Source organism: Azospirillum sp. CT11-132, assembly GCF_047302835.1.
Lineage (GTDB): Bacteria > Pseudomonadota > Alphaproteobacteria > Azospirillales > Azospirillaceae > Azospirillum.
In genome coordinates this window covers 177349-200685 of sequence record NZ_JBGLZA010000005.1, presented here as the reverse complement: position 1 = coordinate 200685, position 23337 = coordinate 177349, and the positions used below count along the sequence as shown (strand labels likewise).

General features: G+C 65.3%; 19 protein-coding genes. 3 read left to right on the top strand and 16 right to left on the bottom strand.

Annotation, left to right across the window (positions count from 1 at the left end; genetic code table 11):
* Positions 1–2: 2 nt before the first annotated feature.
* The 13 genes from ACCD06_RS20620 to ACCD06_RS20560 form a co-directional block, all read right to left on the bottom strand.
* Complete coding sequence (locus ACCD06_RS20620) at positions 3–911, bottom strand: SDR family NAD(P)-dependent oxidoreductase (RefSeq protein WP_199237468.1); 909 nt, start codon at positions 909–911, stop codon at positions 3–5.
* A gap of 138 nt (positions 912–1049) precedes the next feature.
* Positions 1050–2213 carry an acyl-CoA dehydrogenase family protein gene (locus ACCD06_RS20615; RefSeq protein ID WP_413343120.1) on the bottom strand — a complete coding sequence of 388 codons (1164 nt, stop codon included), beginning with the start codon at positions 2211–2213 and terminating at the stop codon, positions 1050–1052.
* A 35-nt stretch (positions 2214–2248) separates the two neighbouring features.
* Entirely contained in the window at positions 2249–3283 is a 1035-nt protein-coding gene (locus ACCD06_RS20610) for an acyl-CoA dehydrogenase family protein (protein WP_413343118.1), read from the bottom strand.
* Between the two features lie 85 nt (positions 3284–3368).
* On the bottom strand, positions 3369–4217 hold the full coding sequence (locus ACCD06_RS20605; RefSeq protein ID WP_413343116.1) for a MaoC/PaaZ C-terminal domain-containing protein: 849 nt from the start codon (positions 4215–4217) through the stop codon (positions 3369–3371).
* 347 nt (positions 4218–4564) lie between these two features.
* Complete coding sequence (locus ACCD06_RS20600; protein ID WP_413343114.1) at positions 4565–5374, bottom strand: enoyl-CoA hydratase/isomerase family protein; 810 nt, start codon at positions 5372–5374, stop codon at positions 4565–4567.
* A 12-nt stretch (positions 5375–5386) separates the two neighbouring features.
* A complete protein-coding gene (locus tag ACCD06_RS20595) occupies positions 5387–6169 on the bottom strand; it encodes an SDR family oxidoreductase (protein WP_413343112.1) in 783 nt (260 codons plus the stop codon).
* A 23-nt stretch (positions 6170–6192) separates the two neighbouring features.
* Entirely contained in the window at positions 6193–8142 is a 1950-nt protein-coding gene (locus ACCD06_RS20590; RefSeq protein ID WP_413343110.1) for an AMP-binding protein, read from the bottom strand.
* Positions 8143–8236: 94 nt separating this feature from the next.
* Complete coding sequence (locus tag ACCD06_RS20585) at positions 8237–8959, bottom strand: ABC transporter ATP-binding protein (RefSeq protein WP_413343108.1); 723 nt, start codon at positions 8957–8959, stop codon at positions 8237–8239.
* Entirely contained in the window at positions 8946–9692 is a 747-nt protein-coding gene (locus ACCD06_RS20580; protein ID WP_109095797.1) for an ABC transporter ATP-binding protein, read from the bottom strand. Before ACCD06_RS20580 ends, ACCD06_RS20585 begins: the two co-directional genes overlap by 14 nt.
* Positions 9689–10645: a branched-chain amino acid ABC transporter permease gene (locus tag ACCD06_RS20575; protein ID WP_413343105.1), complete on the bottom strand. Its 957-nt coding sequence runs from the start codon at positions 10643–10645 to the stop codon at positions 9689–9691. Before ACCD06_RS20575 ends, ACCD06_RS20580 begins: the two co-directional genes overlap by 4 nt.
* Positions 10638–11513 (bottom strand): branched-chain amino acid ABC transporter permease, encoded by an 876-nt coding sequence (locus ACCD06_RS20570; protein ID WP_413343103.1) that lies wholly within the window; start codon positions 11511–11513, stop codon positions 10638–10640. Before ACCD06_RS20570 ends, ACCD06_RS20575 begins: the two co-directional genes overlap by 8 nt.
* Positions 11514–11587: 74 nt before the next feature.
* The gene (locus ACCD06_RS20565) at positions 11588–12772 is read right to left on the bottom strand and encodes a CaiB/BaiF CoA transferase family protein (protein WP_413343101.1); all 1185 of its coding nucleotides are present in this window, start codon (positions 12770–12772) and stop codon (positions 11588–11590) included.
* Between the two features lie 291 nt (positions 12773–13063).
* Positions 13064–14005 (bottom strand): LysR family transcriptional regulator, encoded by a 942-nt coding sequence (locus ACCD06_RS20560; RefSeq protein WP_413343099.1) that lies wholly within the window; start codon positions 14003–14005, stop codon positions 13064–13066.
* Positions 14006–14018: 13 nt separating this feature from the next.
* On the opposite strand from ACCD06_RS20560, the gene ACCD06_RS20555 reads away from it, so the two are divergent.
* Positions 14019–15065 carry an IclR family transcriptional regulator gene (locus ACCD06_RS20555; protein WP_413343097.1) on the top strand — a complete coding sequence of 349 codons (1047 nt, stop codon included), beginning with the start codon at positions 14019–14021 and terminating at the stop codon, positions 15063–15065.
* 42 nt (positions 15066–15107) lie between these two features.
* On the opposite strand, the gene ACCD06_RS20550 is transcribed toward ACCD06_RS20555, so the two are convergent.
* From ACCD06_RS20550 to ACCD06_RS20540, 3 genes are all read right to left on the bottom strand, one after another.
* Complete coding sequence (locus tag ACCD06_RS20550) at positions 15108–16286, bottom strand: ABC transporter substrate-binding protein (RefSeq protein ID WP_413343095.1); 1179 nt, start codon at positions 16284–16286, stop codon at positions 15108–15110.
* 88 nt (positions 16287–16374) lie between these two features.
* On the bottom strand, positions 16375–18441 hold the full coding sequence (locus ACCD06_RS20545) for an FAD-dependent oxidoreductase (protein WP_413343093.1): 2067 nt from the start codon (positions 18439–18441) through the stop codon (positions 16375–16377).
* 329 nt (positions 18442–18770) lie between these two features.
* Positions 18771–19667, bottom strand: a complete 897-nt coding sequence (locus ACCD06_RS20540) for a LysR family transcriptional regulator (RefSeq protein ID WP_413344058.1) — start codon at positions 19665–19667, stop codon at positions 18771–18773.
* Positions 19668–19934: 267 nt separating this feature from the next.
* Here ACCD06_RS20540 and ACCD06_RS20535 point away from each other — a divergent pair, with 267 nt between their 5' ends.
* Positions 19935–20417 carry a (2Fe-2S)-binding protein gene (locus tag ACCD06_RS20535; protein WP_413343091.1) on the top strand — a complete coding sequence of 161 codons (483 nt, stop codon included), beginning with the start codon at positions 19935–19937 and terminating at the stop codon, positions 20415–20417.
* Positions 20414–22579 (top strand): molybdopterin cofactor-binding domain-containing protein, encoded by a 2166-nt coding sequence (locus tag ACCD06_RS20530; RefSeq protein WP_413343089.1) that lies wholly within the window; start codon positions 20414–20416, stop codon positions 22577–22579. The genes ACCD06_RS20535 and ACCD06_RS20530 overlap by 4 nt, the downstream gene beginning before the upstream one ends.
* The last annotated feature ends 758 nt before the right edge of the window (positions 22580–23337 follow it).

Below are 23337 nucleotides of genomic sequence, written 5' to 3'. Positions count from 1 at the left end.
GATCAGACGGGATCCCAGCTGAACACATCGGCGCTGCGGTCGAGCGGCACGAAGGACGGCTTCAGCGCCGCCATGCCGTGCTCGACGATGGTGTCGGGCGTCCAGCCCTCGCCGCGGTGGATCGTGCGCAGCGGCCGGCTCTGGCTCATCAGGACGATCTCGTTGTTGCGCGCCGCGAAGATCTGCCCGGTGACGTCCTGGGCGGCATCGGACGCCAGATAGACGGCGAGCGGCGCGTTCTTGGCCGGCGTCATCCGCATCAGCTTTTCGACGCGGGCCTTCTGCTCGGGTGTCTCGGCGGGGATGCCGCTAGTCATCCGGCTCCAGGCGAAAGGGGCGATGCAGTTGGAGCGCACGTTGTAGCGCTTCATGTCCAGCGCGATCGACTTGGACAGGGCGGCGACGCCGAGCTTGGCCGCGGAGTAGTTCGACTGCCCCAGATTGCCGATCAGCCCGGACGTGCTGGTCATGTGGACGTAGGCGCCCTTTTCCTGTGCGCGGAAATGGTCGGCGGCGGCCCGGCTGACAAAGAAGCTGCCGTTCAGGTGGACGGCGATGACGGACAGCCAGTCTTCCGGCGACAGCTTGTGGAACATGGCGTCGCGCAGGATGCCGGCATTGTTGACCACCGCGTCGATGCGGCCGAAATGGTCCAGCGCCGCCTGCACGATCTTCTGCGCGCTGGCCCATTCGCCGACGCTGTCGGTGCTGACGCAGGCGCGGCCGCCTGCCCGCTCGATGATGGCCCTGGTTTCCTCGGCCGGCGTCGCCGACAGGCCGGCACCGCCGAGCGATGCCCCCACGTCGTTGATCACCACTGCAGCCCCGGCGGCGGCCATCGCGATGGCGATGTCGCGGCCGATCCCGCCACCGGCACCGGTGACGATGACGGCCTTTCCTTCAAGTAGCATTCGTCGAATCCTCGTTTTTGACTCTAGGCAGGTTTCTCCAGATCGGGCCACAGGCCCGGCCTGGAGAAACCTGCGGACTCTATGGTTTTGCAGGTTTTCCGAGCCCGCCCATCTGTGGGCGGAGCTCGGAAAACCTGCTTAGGAGGGCAAGCCCAGCACGCTCTTCGCCAGAATGTTCCGCTGCACCTCCGACGAGCCGCCGTAGATGGTCGCCGCGCGGGCGGTGAGGAACAGGCCGGCCGGATCCAGGTCGCGGTCGCCGTCGATCGGGTCGAGCAGGCCGGCATGCTCCGCCGCGATCTCCATCATGGTGTCGGTGATGCGCTGGAACAGTTCGCTCTGGTGGATCTTCAGGAGCGACACGTCGGGTCCCAGGCTTTCGCCGCGGCGCAGCCGGTCGGCGAAGGTCTCGAACAGCGCGTTGTGATCGGCCAGATCGAGCGCCAGCTGCGTATAGCGGTCGCGGAAGACCGGATCGTCCCAGACGCCGAGATGCCGCGCCAGATGCTTCAGCCGCGCCAGCGCGTGGGCTGACTGGCGTGGCGAGCCGAGGAAGATGCGCTCGAACCCCAGCAGAGCCTTCGCCATCGACCAGCCGCGGTTGATCTCCCCGACCAGATTGCCCTTCGGTACCCGGACATTGTCGAAGAAGACCTCGCAGAACTCGTCATGACGGTGGATGTTCAGGATCGGGCGCACCGTGATGCCGGGGCTGTCCATCGGCGCCAGCAGGAAGCTGATCCCCTCCTGCTTCTTGCCCCCCTTGGCCGTACGGACCAGCAGGAAGATCCAGTTGGCGTCCTGGGCCAGCGTCGTCCAGGTCTTCTGGCCGTTGATCACCCATTCCTCACCGTCGAGCACCGCCTCGGTCCGTAGCGAGGCGAGGTCGGAACCGGCGTTGGGTTCGCTGTAGCCCTGGCACCAGATATGCTCGCCCGAGAGGATCTTCGGGAGGAAATGGGATTTCTGTTCCTCGCTGCCGTGTCGGATCAGCAGGGGGCCGAGCAGGATGATCCCGTGGTCGGGCAGCCGGGCCGCCCCGAAACGCTCGAACTCGTCGACGTAGATCAGCTGCTTGGAGGCCGAAAGGCCCATGCCGCCGTAACGCCGCGGCCAGTTGGGCGCCAGCCAGCCATGGCTGGCGAGGATCAGGTACCAGTCCCGGGCCTCGTCCCAGTGCAGCCGCTTGGCCGGGTTGCGCAAGTGGCGGGGATGGTGGTCGGCCAGGAAGGTCCGGACGGCGGCGCGGAACGCCTCGTCGCCCAGCGCGTCGAAATCCGGCGGTTGCGTCGGGATCGTCATGGTCTGTGTTCGCCTCTCGTCTGGGGTCGCCGGTTTCACGGCTCGTCCACCACTTCGTCCATCGGGGACTGGAGCGCGGCGTAGCGGCGCCGGTGCAGGGCAGCGCCGCCATAGGCGGGCGCCAGCACCATCGCCTTGCGCAGGTAAAGGCCGACGTCGCACTCGTCGGTGTAGCCGATCCCGCCATGCAGCTGGATCGCCTGCCGGGTCACCAGCATCGCCGCGTCCGAAGCGCGGGCCTTCGCCCGCGACACCGCCGCCTGCGCCTCCGCACCGACGGCCCCGCCGTCGAGGCAGGCCGCGGCACTCTCGACGCTGGCGCGGGTCAGCGCCGCTTGGAGCGTCAGGTCGACCACACGATGCTGCAGAGCCTGGAAGCTGCCGATCGGCGCGTCGAACTGGCGGCGCGTCTTCAGATAGTCGACGGTCAGCGCCAGTGCCCCCTCGATTACGCCCAGCAGATATGCCGCGGTGGCGAGCGCAGCCTCGTCCAGCACCCGGCCGGCGTCGCCCGGCAGGAGTTCTCCCTGCACGCCGTCGAAATGCAGGGTCGCCAGATGCCCGCCATCCTGCCCCAGGGACCGCTCGACGGTCAGGCCGGCGGCGTCGCGCGGCACCAGGACCAGGCCGCTTTCCGTCGTCACCAGGAACTCGTCCACCCCGTCGGCGGACGGAATGAAGCGCTTGCAGCCGGAAAGCCGTCCGCCGGCGAAGCTCGCTCCACCGGTAGGGTCGAGGCTGCCGGCGCGCTCCTGCCAGGCGAACAGCACGATGCGGTCGCCCGACAGCCGGTCGCTGCCGGCGTTGCGGCCGAGCAGGCGGACGGCGGCGGCGGCGGCGATCAGCGGCTCCGGCGTCAGCGTGGCGCCCAGCTCCTCGACCAGCGCGCAGAATTCCAGCATGCCAAGGCCGGAGCCGCCATCCGCCTCTTCGACCCGCAACCCGATCCATCCGAGATCGCCCATCGAACGCCAGACCGCCCGGTCGAAGCCGGGCGACCGGTCGCGCCAGTCGCGGGCACGCCGCAAGTCGCCGCGCTTGGCGATCGCCTGCGCGCTGTCACGGATCATGCGAATGTTTTCCAACCGGTCCGCATCGATACTCATAGCCCCGTACCCTTCAATTGCAACCATCCGCGCCGGCAGCGAACCGCGACTACGTGAATTCGACGAACCCGTTGTTGAGCACCACCGCGTCGCGTTCGACCACCCGCGCCCGGAACGATCCGTCGCGCCAAATCTCGGTGCGTATGGTTTCGCCGGGAAAGACCGGTGCGGAGAACCGGAGGGACATCCGCCGCAACCGGTCCGGCCGGTAGTCCGCCAGCGCCCGGAGCAGGGCGTGGCAGGCCACACCGAAGCTGCACAGCCCGTGCAGGATCGGCCGCGGGAAGCCTGCGTGCAGCGCCACCGCGGGATCGGCATGCAGACTGTTGTCGTCGCCGTTCAGCCGGTAGAGCAAGGCCTGCTCGGGCCGGGTGGCGATGTCGATCACCATGTCGGGCGCCCGCTCGGGAACGGCGTGCACCGGCGGAAGCGGCCCAGACGGCCCGCCGAAGCCGCCGCCGCCGCGCAGGAAAATCGTGCTGCGCGTCACCGCGAGAAGATCGTCGGTTGTGGCATCGACGATCCGCTTTTCGGTCAGCAGAAGAGCGGCCCCGCCGGCCCCCTTGTCGATCAGGCCGGTGATGCGCGTCCGTCCGATCACCTGCCCGTCCACGGGCAGCGGGCGCAACAGTTCGATTTGCTGTTCCCCGTGAAGGACCGATTTGGGATCGACCCCGCGGTCGTCGCGGCCGAGCCAGAATCCGGGATGGCCCAGCACCACCGCCATGGAGGGGACCGCCACCAGATCGCGGTGGTGATCGACGAAGTCGAGCTGCCGCTCGTCCAGCGGTTCCTGCCCGAACCCGACGGAGAGCGCGTAGAGGATCGCGTCCCGCTTGCTCACGCTCTGGCGGATTTCCGGAATTTCTGTCTTCAGTAGCTTTTCGGCATCGATCATTGGCGATCCGCTGTTCCCGCAGGCGGCGGAGCCGCGCCGGGATCTTCCCTTGGCGCGGGAATTCCCTGCGTGCCGCCGCATGTGTTTTCGGTGCGTGTAGCCAGGCCCGATCCCGGCGACGGCGCCCCGATTCATGGGAGCAACGCCGGTCAGCCGGTCGGCCAAGCTGTGTGAACGATTATCTCACCGGGATTATTGGAATAGAAGACTTCGATTCTTGCGACCGTGGCAGATATAGGCCGCTTCTATATTTTAAAATCGACCCTTCCATTATCGGCGGACCGCTCCGTATGCCGGGCAGCCCGGACGCCACCGGGCTGGAGGCGGCGTCCGGGCGGTGCGGCCGATCAGACGGAACAGGATTTCCCGAAGGACGGCGGGCGCTTCTCGCGCAGGGACGCCACGCCCTCCCGCACGTCAGGGCCGCTGAACCCCAGGATTTCCAAGGCGGTCGAAGTGTCGAAGATCGGTCCGGCCATGCGGAGCCAGTTGTTCAGGGCGTATTTGGTCCAGCGAATGGCGCTCGGCGCCCCCTCGGCCAAGCGGATCGCGGTCTTCAGCGCGGTTTCCTGAAGCTCCGCTTCCTCGACGCAGAGCGCGACCAGCCCGATCTCCTCGGCCTTCTGTCCGGTCAGCGGTTCACACAGCATCAGGTAATACTTGGCCTTCGCCAAGCCGCACAGAAGCGGCCACAGGATCACGGCATGGTCGCCGGCGGCGACACCCAGCCGGGTGTGCCCGTCGACGATCTTGGCGTCCTTGGCCGCTATCGGGATATCGGACAGCAGGGCCGCCACCAGGCCCGCCCCGACGGCCGGCCCCTGAATGGCGGAGACGATCGGCTTGGAGCAGTTGAGGATGTTGTAGACGAGGTCCTTGGCTTCCTTCCAGACCCGGCAGCGCGCGTCGAAGTCGCCGATCATCTCGTCGATCATCTCGAAATCGCCCCCGGCGGAGAAGGCCCGCCCCTCGCCGCACAGGATGACGGCGCTGACGCTGGGGTCGCGGTCGATGTCGCGCCAGACGTCGGTCAGTTCGCGATGACCGATGGCGTCCAGCGCGTTCATCCGCTCCGGCCGGTTCAGCGTCAGGCGCAGGACGCCGTCCGCCGGACGGTCGAACCGGATCCGCTGGTAGTTGGCATAGAGGTCGCTCATGTCCAATGTCTTTCACGTTATGGAACGCCGCGAGGCGATGCCGCCATCGACGGTGAAGATCGCGCCCGACGTGTAGCCGGATCGCGGCGAGGCCAGGAAGACGAAGAGGCTGGCGACCTCCGCCACATGGGCCGGCCGGCCCAGCGGATAGGCCCGCGCCAACTGCAGATAGCCCTCCTCGTCGCCATGGAGGGCCTTGGCGCGCTTCCTCAGAAGACCCTCGATGCGGGCGGTCGCCACCGGCCCCGGATTGACGCCGACCACCCGGATGTTGTCGTCCAGGCTGCGCCCGCCGAGCGCGCGGGTGAAGGCCATCAGGCTGGCATTGCCCGTGCTTCCGGCGATGTAGTTGAAATCGAAGACTTCACCGCCGTTCCCGATGTTGTTCAGGATCACGCCGCTGCCGTTCGCCTTCATCAGCCGGTACATCGCCCGCGTCAGATCGATATAGCCGAAGACCTTCAGCTCCCATCCGGCGCGCCAACGCTCCGCATCGACCTCCCAAAGGTCGCCGCCCGGAATGGCGCCGGCATTGTTGACCAGCACGTCCACAACGCCGCAGACCCCGACGAGGCGGTCGATGGCCCCCGGTTCGGTCAGGTCGAGCGCCTGCACGGCGACAGCGACGTCGTGCTCGGCGCGGATCGCCTGAGCCAGCGCGTCGAGCTTGTCGGCGGATCGCGCCACCAGATGCAGCGAGCAGCCTTCGGCGGCGAACGCGTGGGCCAGCCCCTCGCCGATGCCCTGCGATGCGCCGGTGATCAGGATTTTTTTGCCCTTCAACTCCAGATCCATTTTCCCCTCCTTGCTGCCGCCACCTATTGGCCAATTGCCGCCCTGATCTCGTCGAGCGCATCGGGGTTGCTCAGGGCGGTCAGGTCTCCCGGCGGGCGGTTCTGGTAGATGTTTCGGATCACGCGCCGCATGCTCTTGCTGGTGCGCGTCTTGGGGATTTGGCTCACCACATGGACCTTCTCCGGCCGGAAGGGCTTGCCGAGCCGCAGTTCGATGTGCTTCCCGGCCGCCACCGACAGCGCGGCGGCGTCGCGCGCGCCGCCCGTTGCGGGAACCACGAAGACCACCAGCTTCTGCCCCTTGACAGCATCGTCCACCCCGATGGCCGCAGCCTCCGCGATGTCCGGCAATTCCAGCAGCACGTCCTCCACCTCCGCCGGCCCCAGCCGCTTGCCGGCAACCTTCAAGGTATCGTCCGAGCGTCCGCGCAGGAAATGATTGCCTTCGCTGTCACGGATCACCAGATCGCCGTGGATCCACATGCCGGGAATGGTCCGCCAGTAGCTGTCGAGATAGCGTTCGCGGTCCTGCCAGAAGGCCTTGGTCATGCCGATGAAGGGGCCGAGGACCGCCAGTTCGCCGATCTGGCCGGTCAGGCTGCGCCCGGCATCGTCGACCACGTCCACCACGATTCCCGGCGAGGCGGTGTTGAAGCCCGACGGCATGATCGGCTTGACCACGACGCTGGACAGCAGGGCTCCCGACACCTCGGTGCCGCCGGTATAGTTGATGACCGGTGCCGCCCCATGGCCGAAATTCTGCTGGTACCACTGGAAATGTTCGGGGTCGATGCCCTCGCCGGCGGTGATCAGCAGCCGCACGCTCGACAGGTCGCCCCGCATCGACACCGCCGCATTGGCGGCCAGTCCGCGGATCAGGGTCGGCGCGGATCCGTAATGGGTGATGCGATGCCGTTCGATCAGCCGCGACATGCGCGACCAGTCCGGAAAGTCGGGGGCGCCGTCATAGCAGACCAGCATCGCTCCCCGCATCAGCGCCGTCGTGGCGACCAGCGCGCCGGCGATCCAGCCCATGTCCGCCGGCCAGCAGAACACGTCCCCCCGGCCGACATTGAAGTGGACCGCGGCATCGTGGGCGATCCTGACCGGGAAGCCGCCGTGGGTGTGAACGGCTCCCTTGGGCTTTCCCGTGGTGCCGGAGGTGTAGATGATCATGAAGGGATCGTCGGGCGACATGCGCGCCGACGCTTTCGCGGCGTGCGCCACCCCCGACGCCGATACGACGTTCCAGTCGTGCCACCCCGCGGGCAGCTCCTCGTCCGCCGATTGACGCTTGACGATGATGCTGCTCAGATCCGGGAGGTTCGCCGCCGCCTCGCGCAGATGCGCCAGGACGCCGATCCAGCGGCCGCGCCGGTGGAAGCCCGTGGTGCCGAGCAGCGCCGTCGCCGAGCAGGAGGCAAGCCGTGCCACGATCGCGTCGACGCCGAAGCCGCTGAACAGCGGCACGGCGATGGCGCCGATATGGGAGAGCGCCAGCAGGGAGACGATGCTCTCGATGCCGGTTTCCATCAGCAGGCCGACACGGTCGCCGCGTCCGATGCCCAGCCCCGCAAGCCCGCCGGCGAAGCGGCCGACCGCTTCGGGCAATTCCCTGTAGGGAATGCTGCCGACGGTGCCGTCCTCGTGTTCGGCAACGATGGCCGGACGATCGCGCAGGTCGGGATCGGCGGCACGGGCCAGAATCGAGTCGACCCAGTTCAGTTCGCCGCCGACGAACCAGCGTGGGAATTCCATCCCGTCGCTGAGATCGACCAGCCGGTCGTAGGGACGTTGCCAGACAATGCCGCAATAGTCGGTCACCGTCCTCCAATACCGCTCGGGCTCGTCGATCGACAGACGATAGAGCGCATCGTAATCCGATACGCCGAGCAGCCTGCCCAGTTCGGTGACCTTTGCGGATTCGATGTCGTTCGCGCTGGGCGTCCAAACACCGTATTGGTCTTTCGTCACGGACACCCTCCACACTGGCTGTTCACTTCAGTCATCGAACAGTTTGCCCTTCAAGCGAATAATATGCCATGGCCCGCCCCCCGACGGAGCGGCCTCAAATGCCAAGGTAGGCCCGCTGGACCGTCTCGCTGCGCGCCAGCGCGGTGGACTCGTCCTCGGCCACGATGCTGCCGTTTTCCAGGATGTAGCCGTAGTCGGCGATCGACAGCGCGACTTCGGCGTTCTGCTCCACCAGAAGGACGTCGACGCCGGATCGCCCGATCGTCCTGACGATTCCGGCGATATCGTCGACCACCGCCGGTGCCAGCCCGATGGTGGGCTCGTCAAGCAGCAGGATCCTGGGCGCGCTCATCAATGCCCGGCCGACGGCGACCATCTGCTGCTGACCGCCGCTGAGGCTGCCGACCGGGGTGGACAGCCGGTCGCGCAGCGCCGGGAAATAGTCAAGCACGCGCGCGAAGTCTTCGCCCACCCGCAGCCTGTCCTTGCGTCGGTAGGCGCCAAGCTCGAGATTCTCGCGGATGGTCATGCTGCCGAACAGCCGGCGGCCTTCCGGGACCAGCGACAGGCCGCGCACGACGATCTCGTCGGCGGGCAGGCCGGTGACCGGCTTGCCAAACAGGCTGACGCTGCCGCCACGAGGCTTCACCAGACCGCAGACCGCCTTCATGATCGTCGATTTGCCGGCCCCGTTGGCGCCGATGATCGTGGCGATCCGCCCCCTGCGCAGCGCCAGCGATACGCCGCGCAGAGCGGGAACCACGCCGAAATTGACGCTGAGATCCGTGATCTCCAGGGAAAGTTCAGTGGGAGTCATGGCGCTTTCCCAAATAGGCGGAGATGACGGCTTCGTCGCGGCCGATCTCCGCGGGCGTGCCGCTGGCGAGCTTCTGGCCGTGGTGAAGGACGACGATCCGGTCGCAGACCTGCATGACCGCCTTCATGTTGTGCTCGACCAGCAGGATCGAACTGCCGTCCTCGTCCCGGATCGAGCGGAAGAGGTCCAGGATGCCGGCGACCTCAGACTGGTTCAGCCCGGTCAGGGGCTCGTCCAGGCAAAGCACCCGTGGCCCGGTGGCCACGGCGATCCCGATGCTGACCAGCCGCTGGAGGCCGTGCGGCAGGTTGCCCGCCCTTTCGTCGAGATAGGCGGTGAGGCGCAGACGCTTCGCCGTCTCCGCCACACGGGCGCGGCGCGGTTCGCCACGCGCCTGCGGCAGCGCCCCCACCGCGCCGACCAGCAGATTGTCGCGCACCGTCATGCCGCGCATCAGGCTGCCATGCTGGAAGGTCCGGACCAGGCCCAGCCGGCTGATTTGTTCGGGCGACCGGCCGGTGACATCGCGTCCCCCAATGAACAGACGTCCGGCCGTCGGCTTGTGAAAGCCGCTGATCAGGTTGAACGTCGTGCTCTTGCCGGCGCCGTTCGGGCCGATCAGGCCGAGGATCTCGTTGGGACGGATGTCCATGTCGAGATTGGAAACCGCCAGCAGGCCGCCGAAACGGCGGGTCAATGCTTCGGTTCGCAGAAGTGCGGTGGTGTCGGTCATTGTCCACGAGCCTCCCGGATGGCCGGGGTGGAAGCGGCCGGCCCGCCCGGCCGGCGCAGGAGTCCGTCCACCATGCCGACGATCCCCTTGGGCATGATCAGCACCGACAGGACGATTGCGGCGCCGTAGAAGACATGTTCTCCTGCCCCGAAGCTCAGCGCGACGCTGCCGAGAAGGATCAGGAGCGCGGCACCGGCGACCGGTCCGAAGATCGACTCCTCGCCGCCGACCTTCAGGTAGGCAAGCGCCATGATCGAGAGCAGCACGCCGAAATCGCCGGGACTGATGACGGTGTTGGCGAAGGCCTGGAGCGACCCCGCGATCCCGGCGGCGAAGCAGGCGATGGCGAAGCAGATCACCTTCGCGCGGTGCACGTCGATGCCTACCGTCCGCACCACCGCGTCATTGTCGCGGATGGCGGTTAGGACCTTGCCGAAATCGGACCGCTCCACGGCATAAAGCCCGACCAGCATCAGAACGACCGCGGTCATGACGAAGGTGCCGTACCAAGCGTCCAGACCGGCCGGCGGAAAGATGCCGACCATTCCGGAATTCCCGCCGAGCCAGTCGATCTGCGTGCAGCAGAGCCGCACGACTTCGGCGAAGGCGAAGCCGATCAGCTTGAAATAGGGCCCCTTGATCCGCAGCGTGACATAACCGAACAGAATGCTGACCAGGGCGGCCATGACGCCGGCGGCCAGGATCGCCGCCAGGAAGGGCAGCTCGAAGCGGGTCGTCAGCAGGCCGGCGGTATAGGCGCCGATGCTGACGAAGGCCGCGGTGCCGAAGTTGAGTTCGCCGAACAGCAGGACCATCCTGAGGCTGGCGGCGATCAGCGCGGCGATGGCGATCCAGTTCAGCAGGTTCGACGCATAGGACGCCGGAAGGACCGCCGCGAGTGCGATGGCGAGGACGGCTGGAGCGCCGGCTTTCAGAATTGCGTGATTATCCATGTCCCATCAACCCCTGGGGCCTGACCAGCAGGACCACCATGACCAGCGCGAAGATGGCGATGCTTGCCCGCGACGGATCGAAGAAGTAGCCGCCGACGCTCTCGACAAGCGCGATGAACAGGCTGCCGATGATGGCGCCCGGAATGCTACCCAGCCCGCCGACGATCACGGCGATGAACCCCTTGATCAGGTAGTCGGAACCCAGCGTCGTGGTGACCACCGAGACCGGCGCGATCAGGGCGCCGGCGACCGCCGCCAGCAGCGTCGCGATCATGAAGCCGTGCCGCGCGATGCGCTGGTAGGGGATGCCCTGAAGCATCGCCGCTTCGTGGTCGATCGACGCCGCGCGCAGGGCCTTGCCCACCGGCGTCATCGCCAGCGCCGCGTAGAGCAGGCCGGTCAGGACCACGGCGACGAAGCAGAGCAGAAGGCGCTGGGAGGTCAGCGACGCGCCTAAGACCGACACCGTACCGTCGATGATCGGCGGGACCGACCGCACTGCACCGCCGAAGACGTCGAGGTACAGCCCTTCGAGCAGCAGGATCAGGCCGAGCGACAGGATGAAGGACCCGACGAAGTCGCGCTGGAGGCGCTTGAACCCCCACTCATAGGTGACGAGGCCCAGCAGCAGCGAGGCGGCGACCCCGGCCGCGGCGGAGCCGGCGAAGGCCGCTGGCAGCGGCAGGCCGGCGGTCGCCAGGTACGGCATCACCACCGCCACGACCAGGGCCGAGAGGGTGAAGAACTGGCCATGCGCGAAATTGACGATGCGCATGATTCCGAAGGTCAGGGTGAGGCCAAGGGAGAACAGCACATAGATGGCGCCGATCTGAAGCCCCGTGGCAATGATTTGCAATGCAGTCTGCATGCCGCATACTCCTTGGCTGCGGACGGGAATACACCGGCCGGCAACAGTTGCAGGGGGATCTGCAGGCAGTCGCGTCAGACGACGCCGGTAGTCCGAAAATCGGCGATCTCACGATCGCCGTACCCCAAGCTCTTCAGGATGTCGTCGGTATCGGCCCCCAGCGCCGGCGCCGGCTGCCGCCCCCGCCGCGCCCCCGCCGTCAGCCTGGCCGTCGGCGCCACGAGCGGAATCGCGGCGGGAAGCCCTGGCGGCTGCACCCAGTCGAAATGTCCGCCTTCGGCATGCTGGGGTTCGACCAGCGCCTCGGCAGGCGACAGGAGCCGGCAGCCCGGGACACGGGCTTCCGCCAATTCGGCCAGACACTCCGCGCTGGTCCGCGGCGCGCACCACTCCGCGACGATCGTGCTCAGGACCTCACCATGTTCGCCGCGTCCGATGTCGTCGGCGAAACGCGGATCGTCGATCAACCCCGGCGCCCCGACGAGCCGTGCCAGGCGCTCGAACATATCCTGACCGATCACCTGGACGAACACCCACCCGTCGCGCGTCACGAAGAGATCGGAAGGTCCCGAAATCGGACTGCGGTTGCCGGTCGCGCTCCGGGAACGGGCGCCGGAAGCCTCCTCGATCAGCACCGGATTCATGATGGCGAGCGCCGTCCCGAGCAGGGAGGCCTCGACCAGTTGCCCCCTCCCCGTCCTGTACCGGGCGAGGATGGCCGCCAAGGCCCCATAGGCCGCGGAAATCCCGGTGCTGTAATCGACATAGGAGGTGGCCGACCGGAAAGGCTGGCCGGGCAGGCCGGTCAAGGCCATCGCACCGCTCATCGCCTGACCGGTCACGTCGAAGCCGATGCTGTCCTTGCGCGACCCGCGCGAGCCGAAGGCGGTGATCGAGACCAGGATGATGTCCGGCTTCACCGCACGGAGCGCCTCATAGTCCAATCCCAGGCGATGCGCGGCCTTGGGCGGAAGGTTGACCACCGCCACGTCGCAGCCCGCGACGAGGCGGGTCAGGATATCCCGCGCCTTCGGCTGCGTCAGGTCGAGGGTCAGCGACCGCTTTCCGCTGTTCATCTGGTGATAGACGGCGCCCTCGCCGTCCGGGGTGAGCGGCATCACGTAGCGGTCGTCGTTGCCGCCGGGCCGCTCGATCCGGATGACCTCGGCGCCCAGGCCGGCCAGCATCGCCGCGCAGTAGGGGGCGGCGATGTAGCGACCGAAATCAAGGACCCGGATGCCCTCCAGAACCCCGTTCATTCCCATATCCATGCCCATTCGCTCCGGCTTGGGATTGGTCTTCCGAATAGAAGAACCTGCAAGACGCTCCCGAAATCGCCAATTTTCTTTGACTGGGCTTTTCTATATCAAAGTCACACAGAGGAAAGATCATCCATTTTTCCTTGATAATGGATAGATAAAATCTATACGCCGCTCCAATGTTTATTTATATCTGATCTTCTGTCTCTTAGTTCTGTATCTTGCTCAGGAATGGGATCGACAACCAATACAGTCAAGCACCGGTTCCTAACAGGGGAGCGGGCATGCAGGTCAGCGTGTGGCGGCAAGTTGGGCCCGCAGTTTGAAGCGGTTTATCGCCTCCTCCAGGATCGTCCCGATCACCGATTCCACCTGGAGGCTGGCACTGCTCGCGGGCCGGTCGCCGCGGCGCGCCAGATAGGCGGTCCGCTTCAGCGCCGGCTTCTCGATGGGAACCAGGATGACGCGGCCATCGTGGACCGCATCGAAGCAGGCCGCATGCGAAAGGATCGTATAGGCGCTTGCCCGGTCCACCAGCTTCAGGATCTGCGCAAGCGAGTCGACCTCCATCACCACATTGGTCGCGGTGCCGGCCGAGCGGGCGTGGCGTTCGATGATCTCCCGCAGCCCATGGGGCCGGCTAGGCAGCACGAGCGGCAGTTTGCAGACGTCGGAGAAGCTGCATCCTTCGACAGCGACGCCGTCGACGACCTCTGCCGACGGCCAGTGATCGGGTGCGGTGACGAGGTACAGTTCTTCGTTGAGCAGCGGCTTGACGACGAGCTGGTCGGAATCGGGCGGGTCATAGAGACAGGCGATGTCGACATGCCCCGAGGTCAGCCAGTCGAGGACATAGCCCGACATGGATTCGATGATGCGCAGGCGGACGGCGGGAAAATCGTTGCGGACCGTCTCGGCGAGCGGCACGCTCAACAGCAAGGCCATCGAGGGCGGCAGGCCGATGGAAACGGCGCCCCCGGCATTGGTTCCTCCCAGGTTCCTGACCTCCTGCACGGCGATATCGACGTTATGCAGGATGTCCCGGCTGTGACGGGCCAGCGCCGCACCGGCCTCCGTCAGGCGCGTGCCGCGGGGGGTCCGCACCATCAACTGCACGTCCAGTTCCCTTTCCAGCTTTCCAAGGACATCCGACAGGGATGGCTGGGCGATGCCAAGACGCGCCGCTGCAGCGGACACCGACCTATGATCGACGATGGACAGAAAATAGCTCATCTGCCGAAATTCCATGCCCTTCCTCCCTTTTCTGAAACTTTTGCTATCGCCGAATATTTCAAGAAGATGCCAAAACATCTTCATATATCCGGTCATTATTAGGTGCATCGGTCAAGTTGAGCTTGACTTCTTCTTTCGTGCCGATGATCCTGCCGACGAGTTCCGAGGGCATATCACGGCCCGTTCGGTTTGCATTGATCAACCGACGATCAGGGAGGCTATCATTCAGAATACGGAAGATCAATCGGTATATGGAAATGATGCGGCACCTGCCTCGAAGGATGTCGGGGCGGTCGTGAACGCCGTCCATATTCTTCGCTTCCTCTCCAGCGCGACGGCGCCGGTGGGGGTGGCTGCCGTGGCCCGCGGGACGGGGATCAGCCCGAGCACCTGTTTCAACATCCTGCGCACGCTGGCGCGAGCCCGCTTCGTCGCCTTCCATAGCGCCGACAAGAGCTACACGCTGGGCTTGGCCGTTGCGGAAATGGCGGCGGGAATGATCGGGATCGGTCATGCGGAGCTGATCCGTCCGGAACTGGAACGGCTGGCCCTCAACTACGACATGTTGATCGTGCTGTGGCGGGTCACCGAGAACGGGCATCTCGTGCTGATCGACCGGGCTCACAGCCACACGGCAGTCAGGGTCGAGATGCGGATCGGGCTTCGCGTGCCGCAGTTGATCGGTGCGATCGGCCGCTGCGTCGCGGCGTCGCTTGACCTGCCGTCTTCCGAGCTACGGCGACGTTTCTCGACTTTGCGCTGGCAATCGCCCCCTGGTTTCGAGAGCTATGCGGCGGACGTTGCCGTCGCGCGCGAACGCGGGTGGGCAATCGACAATGGCCAGCTCTATCGGGGAATCATCACGGTCGCCGCGCTGGTGACCGACGCAAACCGCCAGCCGCGGTTCGGGCTCAGCGGCATCACGATTGCCGGCCAACACTCCCTGGAACGCTTGGCGGAGTTGGGAAACGACCTCCGCGAAGTGGCGGAGGTCGTCGGTCAATCACTCTTCCCCAGAACGGCTGGCATTATACAAAATGGCATTCAGAATGGAGAATGACCTGAATTTCCGAGGCCTGCTTCTGCAGGCCCCGAACCATACTCACTTCAACGGGCATTTCGCCGCATAGACGTCACCGTGCTCCTTCATCACCGCGCCACCCAGCTCGATGACCGGATCTCCGTCAGCACCCTTCACGACCGTTCCGGCGAACAGATCCTGGATCGGGAAATGATTGGTGTTGAACTTGAAGTTTCCGCGGACCGAATGGAAATCGGCGGCCTTGATCGCCGCGAGAAAGGCCTTCTTGTCTTCGATCTTCCCGTTGACCTTCCCGATCGCGCTGTCCAGCAGCCGGCCGGCGTCATAAGCCTGCGCTGCGGTTGCTGAAGGCGCGTATTTATACTTGCGCATGAAATCCGCGACGAATTTCCTGTTCTCTTCGTTGCCTCCGATATGACTCCAGATATCGGTCACGGTGATACCAAGCGCGGCGTCGCCGATGGCCGGGAGGTTCATGTTGTCGACCGAGTAGGACATGTAGAGCGGGAACTGCTCCTTCATGCCGCTCTGCACGAACTGCTTCACGAACTGGATCGCCAGCCCGGACGGATAGAACGCGAAAACGGCGTCCGGCTTCGCCGCCCGCAGCTGAGCCAGTTCAGCCGCAAAATCCAGTTGGTTCAGAGGCGTGTAGACTTCCCCCGCGATGGTGCCCTTGTAGAACCGCTTGATGCCATTGATCACGTCCCGGCCGGACAGGAAGTTCGGCGCCATGACATAGAGCTTCTTGACTCCCTTGTTCTGCAGCACCGATCCCATCGCCTCGGCCAGATTGTCGCCCTGCCATGAGGTCGAGAAATAATACTCGGAGCACTTGTCCCCGGCCAGGGGAGACGGTCCGGCGTTCGGACCGATCATGACCGTTTTGTTGCTTGTCACCCGTTCCGATGCTGCCAGCAGGGCGCTGGAAATCACCGGCCCGACGACGACGTCGACCTTGTCGAATTCGACGAACTTGTCCGCGATCTGACGCGCGACATCGGGCTTCTGCTGGTCGTCCTCGACGAGGACTTCCACCGGCAACCCGCCGAGCTTGCCACCGGAATGCTCGATCGCGAGGTTGAATGCGTCCCGCGCATGGATCCCGATGACAGAGTTCGTCCCCGACAGGGTCGCAACGAAGCCGATCTTGACCTTGTCGGCCGCTTCGGCACCGGCGAACCAGCAGGATGCAAGGGCAGCAATGCAGGGAACAATGACGGATTTCGTCCGGATCATGGCCGTGTCCTCCTGTTGGCCGGTCTTGGCGACCAGCCTGTTGTCATTTCAGCGGATGCGTCGTGGAGCGGCTGGCCGTATCGCGCCGTCAGGCGCACGCGGCGCCGATCAGCAGGCTTGCAAGGGCCCCCCGCGTGAGCATCGGGGCTGGCGCCGGCGCGCTTTCCGGCGATCCGGGCCGACTGTCGGATGAATGGCCGGATGGATGGCCGAGCGACTGGAGCAGCAGGTCCAGAAACGCTTCGCCTTGCGCGGACGACACGGGGGCATCGACCTGCAACTCCAGCCAGCGCGTGCGCAGTTCCGGCCTGAGATGGTCGGCGGGCACATCGATGACCGGATGGCGCATGTTGGGGAACAGCAACACACCGGCCCGGCTGGCCAGATCATAGAGTGACTCGACGTAGCGGAAGGAGCGGTGGCCCGGATTGATGCCCTCGAAATGGAAGCCGGTCACGCTGATCGGGATATCGAAGCAAAGCACCGCGGCTTCGACGAGGTCCCCCCAGGTCGCCGCCATGTCGGGCAGGAACCTGTAGCGCTCGTCGTCCGGCACGAACCCCTTGAGCGCCAGCTTCTGGATCGCCACGAAGTCGGGATGTCCGGTTTCGACGTCGGAGAAATAGGTCAGCTTGCATTTGCGCTGGAGCATCTCCTCCTGGATGTCGGAAACCGGCACCTCCGACACCTTGCATCCGGAGCCGATGGACAATCCCGCCGCGATGCCCGCCGCCGTTCCGGTTTCTGTCCAGAGGGCTTCGACGCGCAGGGCGCAGAAGGCGACATGGCTGGCGGAGATGGTCGTGGTGACCAGCAGATTGTCGACGCCCTGCGGTGTCAGGCATCCGTACGGCACCTGATAGGGAGCACGGAGCGCCCGCATGAACATCGACCCTTCATAGGTCTTCGTCGCTGAACTGGGTTCGTCGTTGCAGCGCCTGCTCTCGATCGCCCAGTCGCCGATCGCAATCGAATCCGGCTGTCTCGGTGGGCGCGGCCCCGGTCCGGCCAGATAGGGATTGACGTTCGCTTCCGTCATCTTCACCTGCCCGCGGAAACGCCGCCCTTCCCGGACATACAGAATGTATGGAAGATGGTTGTTCTCGACATACTCGTCTTCGGCGAGGACGAGTTGCGGCATTCCTCCTTCGGTCTGGATGAAATGGAGGAAACCCAGGACGTGATCGAAGAAATTCTGGCGGATCGCCGTCCGCTCGCGGGGATGGGAAAGAATGAACTCCCGCGTCCCCTGGAGCAGATCGTTCCCCTCGTACCGCCGATTGAGGATCATCTTGCCGTTCACCGTCGGAATGACGTCGGGTCCGAAGGTGGGAACGCCGTCGGCGGACAGCGCAGCGGAGTTCCATGCGTATTTGCCGGGGTCATAGGACGACGGCCTGGCCTGCATGCGGCCCGGAGAGCCATCCTTCAGATAGCGCAGGCTCAACCGGTAGGTGAAGGCCATGATGTTGTCGTCCATCGCGCCCGTGCTGCCCGGCAGGATCGTCGACGGCAGGAACCCCTGGTCGTCGACCCGGCGTTCGTGCGTCGCGGTGTAGATCACGCCGGCATGCGGCTCCTCCGCGGAGCGGGCTTCGCGGCCGATGTCGAACGGCGCTCCCGCCCAGGCCGCCACGTCGCCTTCGTAACTCGCATCGATGAAAACCTTGCCGCGCACCCGGTTCGGCTGCGTCGGCTCGCCGGGCGGGTTGCCGAAGGAATCGCTGGCCGGTTCCCAGTGAACCTCCCTGAGGCGTTTCCGGTCGACCACGACATCGACGGGGACGGCACCGGTGATGACCGTGATGTTCGGATGGTTCGCCAGAAGCTCGCGCCAGATGCGTTCGGCGACATGGAACTCCCAGAAGACATCCGACCGGCTTGCGAGCATCGGATCGACCAGGCCGACCTGCTTGTAATGCCTCAGTACGAGGTCCACGAACTCTTCCGCGATTCCGCTCAGGGCTTGCAACGAGCCGGTATCGAAGCAATGCACACCGTTCGTCGTCACCCCACCCAGGGTCGGCGTCGGCTCCAGGACGATGACCGTCATGCCGCCGCGGGCTGCCGCTATGGCCGCGGAACAGCCGGCCGCCGTTCCGCCGACGACGACGACGTCCGCTTCAAAATCCGAGTAATTCTGCTTGTCCGACATGACGTTCCTTCCCATCCCGAATGCACCGGAAATAGCGGGGATTGCTCGCAGCGCTCAGCCGGCTTTATGTATAATCCGCCTTTTACAGGCAGTATTCGCACGACCCTGCCAATTCGCCCGCTTCGCGACGGGCCGGCGTAGCTGTGTGGCAATAAAGCCCTAGCTCCACATGCAAATGAAGTCAAACGCCACCGCGCGGCCTCCTTTGGCCGTCATAGGTTTTACCTCTGTCCGCAAACGCATCTGGAAAGAAACGGTGGTGAAGAAGAACTGTCGGCCGACCGATGCCGAGCGCACCTCTTCGGGAATCAGAAATGTGGCCTGCCAATTCATACGACCGAGGGAGGGGCTAGTCTGGCGCCTGCTATGCTCTGCACCCAATCGACGAAGACCCGCAAGGCAGGCGAAAGATGCCGTGACGACGGATAGAGGACGGACACGGGGACCGGTTTGGGGCTGTACGAACCGAGCACCTCGCGCAGGTCACCGCGTTTCACAGCGTCGGCGACGATGAAATCGGACAGGCGGGCAAGCCCGAATCCGGCCGTGGCGAGGTCGCGGAGCGCGAAGGTCTCGTCGACCACCAAGCCGGTCCGCATGGTCATGGTGGTCGATGCACCGCCCTCGCTGAAGGTCCACCCATCGGGCCGGCCGTTGCGGGAGGACGAGTAGCCGATGGCGAGATGATCCTGGAGGTCAGCCAGTTCCTGTGGTTCACCGCGCGCGGCAAGATAGGACGGCGCGGCGCAGACAACCCAGCGGAAGCAGCCGATGCGCCGCGCAATGAGGCTGGAATCCGGCAGGGTTCCAGTGCGGATGACGCAATCGATCCCTTCCTGGATGAGATCGACCAGCCGGTCGCTCATGCCGATCACGAGGTCCACCTCGGGATACCGTTCACGGAATCCTGGAAGCGCGGGAAGAATGATCGATCGCCCGATGGAGGCCGGCATGTTCACCCTCAGCCGGCCGCTGGCTCGCCCGCGCCCGTCCCGCAGTCCATTCTCGACGGTGTCGACCATCGACAGGATCTGGCGGCTCTGTTCGTAATAGGCTTCCCCGTCCGGGGTCAGCTTGATCTGGCGCGTCGTGCGGTTGATCAGCTGGACCCCGAGATGCTGCTCCAGCCTCTGGATCGTCATAGTGACAGACGAGCGAGGCAGGGATAGGGCATGGGCGGCCCTCTGGAAGCCGTTCCTATCCACGACATGGACGAAAACTTCCATGGCCCGCAATCTGTCCACATGCTCCTCCCGCGAAACTCGGCGATTTCGGAACCCGATCCGAGGCAACCGGCACGCCGGCCGGCGCCTACGTTCACATAATGTGAACTTTCAAGTCAAACGCCTCGGGATTGTACGGGTAAACCTGCCGCAATACCTCCTGATCCAGAAAATGCAGGGCCTGCCGACCGCCCTTCGCCAAACACCGGAACGCACTGATTGCGGAGTTGGCGATGACCGTGGCCCCCTTTGGATCAGGAGATCGACGACATGCCCTACAGACTGACCATCAACGGCGAGACGCGCGAGATCGACGCCGATGGCGACACGCCCCTGCTGTGGGCGCTCCGCGACATCCTCGGGATGACTGGAACGAAATTCGGTTGTGGTGCCGGCCTTTGCGGCTGCTGCACGGTGCACATCGACGGCGTGGCGATCCGCGCCTGCCAGACTCCGATCGACAGCGTCGGCACCGCCGGGATCGTGACCATCGAGGGCGTGGACCGCACCGACGCCGGCCGGTTTGTCCAGCAGGCCTGGATCGACTTGGAGGTGGTGCAGTGCGGCTATTGCCAGCCCGGCCAGATCATGTCAGCCGCCGCCCTGCTCGCCGGAAACCCCGACCCGTCCGATGGCGAGATCGACGAGGCGATGTCGGGAAATCTCTGCCGCTGCGGAACCTACAGCCGCATCCGCGACGCGATCCGACACGCCGCCCATCTCGCCAAGCCGGCCATGGAGACGGCGCAATGACGACTCCCGCCACCCGCCCGGGCCACGGTCCATCGCGCCGCACCGTCCTGTCCGCAGGCATCGCCGTCGGGGGCGGGCTGCTGGTCGGCGTTCCGCTGGCGGCGCCGGTTCTCTCGAAGAGCGGCCCGGTCGATTTTGCTCCGAACGCGTTCATCAGGATCGCTCGGAACGGCACCGTCACGCTGACCATGCCCTATGTCGAGATGGGACAAGGCACCTATACTTCGGTGCCGATGCTGATCGCGGAGGAGCTGGAGGTGCCGCTTGCCGCGGTGACGCTCGAACACGCGCCGGCCGACGACATGCTTTACCGCAACCCGATCATGGGAGCGCAGGAGACCGACGGTTCGCTGTCGATGCGTGCGGCGTGGGAGCCGATGCGCCGCGCCGGGGCCACGGCGCGGACGATGCTGATCGCCGCGGCCGCGGCGGAGTGGCGGGTGGACGCCGCCGAATGCCGGGCGGCGGAGGGATTCGTCGTCCATGATCGGACGCGCCGCCGCATCGCCTATGGCGACCTCGCCGAACGGGCGGCGACCTTGCCCATACCGCCGCAGGTGACGCTGAAAGACGCGGCGGCCTTCACCCTGATTGGACGGCCGCAGAAGCGGCTGGACTCGGCGGACAAGATCAATGGCACCGCGATCTTCGGCATGGATGTGCGATTGCAGGGAATGAAGATCGCCGCGGTGATGGCCTCGCCGGTGCTCGGGGGGCGGATCGCCAGTCTGGACGACCGCGAAGCACGCCGGGTGACGGGAGTCCGCAGCGTTGTTCGCCTCGATGATGCCGTGGCGGTCGTCGCCGACCACTGGGCGGCCGCGAAGAAAGCTCTCGATACCATGGTCGTCACCTGGGACGATGGGCCGAACGCCGGCTTCTCGACCGCCCGCCTCAAGGGCGAACTGGAGGCGGCCTCGCAGCGGGACGGCGTGGTCGGCGACGAGGCGGGCGACGAGGCGGGCGACGAGGCGGGCGCCTTCGCCAGCGCGGCGCGGCGGGTGGAGGCCGTTTACCGGCTGCCGCTCCTGGCCCACGCGGCGATGGAACCGCTCAACTGCACCGTCCATCTGCACGGCGGGCGCTGTGACGTCTGGGTCGGCACCCAGGCGGCAAGCCGCGCCCAGGCTGCCGCGGCTGCCGCCGCGGGCCTGCAGCAGGATCGTGTGACGATTCACAACCAATATCTCGGCGGCTCGTTCGGCAGGCGTGCCGAGACCGACAACATCGTCCAGGCCGTGTCCATCGCGCGGCGGCTGGACCATCCGGTCAAGGTCGTCTGGAGCCGCGAGGAGGACACGCAGCACGATTTCTACCGGCCGGCCTATCACAACACGCTGCGAGCCGGACTCGATCGGGACGGCCGGGTCACGAGCTGGTTCCACCGGATCGTCGGCCCGTCGCCCCTCGCCCGCTGGCTGCCGCCGGCCGTTCAGAACGGGCTCGACCCCGATGCGGTGACCAGTGCGACCGGTCCTTACCAATTCCCGAACCGGCATGTCGATTATGTCCGGCATGAGGAGCACGCTTTTCGGTCCGGCTTCTGGAGAGGCGTCGGAACCACCCACAACGTGTTCGTCGTCGAGAGCTTCATCGACGAACTGGCCGCGGCGAGCGGGGTCGATCCGCTGGAATTTCGCCGGCGGCACCTTCGGGATGACCCGCGCCTCCGGGCCGTGCTGGATCTGGCAGCGGAAAAATCCGCCTGGAGCGAGCCATTGCCTCCGGGAAGCGGTCGCGGGATCAGCCTTCTTCAGGATTTCGGCGGAACGATCCTCGCCCAGATCGCCGAGGTCTCCGTCCATGTCGGCGGATCGCTTCGGGTGGGCAGGGTCACCTCCGTCGTCGACTGCGGCAAGCTGGTCAATCCCGACACGGTGATCGCCCAGATCCAGGGCGGCGTCATCTTCGGCCTCTCCGCCGCACTCTACGGCCAGATCACCTTCTCCGAGGGGCGTGTCGAACAGGGGAATTTCGACAGCTACGCCGCGGTGCGGATGGACGAAGCTCCACGCGTGGCCGTTCATCTCATCGAAAGTGGGGAGGCGCCGTTCGGTGTCGGTGAATCCGGTACGTCCGGCATCGCCCCTGCCGTTGCAAACGCCGTGTATGCAGCGACGGGCAACCGTGTTCGGAATCTGCCGATCACATCCGACAGGTGAGTCGGCATCGGGACGATGGCGTCGTGCGTTTCCTATGAAATGCACGACGCTATAGGAGGTTATCCGGTAGAATGTTGAAGACATCTGGATGAGGCGTTGAACTGGCACAGTTGGTTGCGCTGGGTATTGATCAGGTATAGCTCCTGCTGCGCCGGAGACCGGCTATGACCTCCGACCCAAATCATTGGAAGCCCGTCACAAAACGGGGCAACTGCTGCTCGGCTGAGGGTATAGCTGGCGCGATGTCCAATTCGCCTCCGCCCCGGACGTTGTACTTGAGGGTGCATCTGCGCGACGTATAGCGAGATCTGCGGCATCCCCATCGTCAGATCGAAACGCTCGACCGGCTGCGTTCGCTGATCGAGCAGGTAACGGTGCGCTTCAGCACCGCTGATGACCAGCGTCGTCGAGATCGAGTTGGAGAGTGATCTGGTGACGCCTCTCGGCCTTCGGCTGAGCCCAAAAACAGAAGGCCGGCGCTGAGAAAGCGGCCGGCCTTTGGTATGTTCGGTAAAGGTTGGTTGCGGGGGCGCGCAACCACCGAGAATTGAGTTCGCCAATTATCAGAATCTGAGCTTCGGGAAATATGAGGCAGAGGAATGTAGCGACATACTGGCTTGTCTTGCTTCGGCACTACTCCAAGCTTAGCCCTCAGGCAGTGAATATCGAATTTCTCTGAACTAAAGAACCTATTCAGGGTATGGATTTGTCGCGGAAGGGCTGACAATCCCACCCGCATATTTAACAGCGTTCAGATT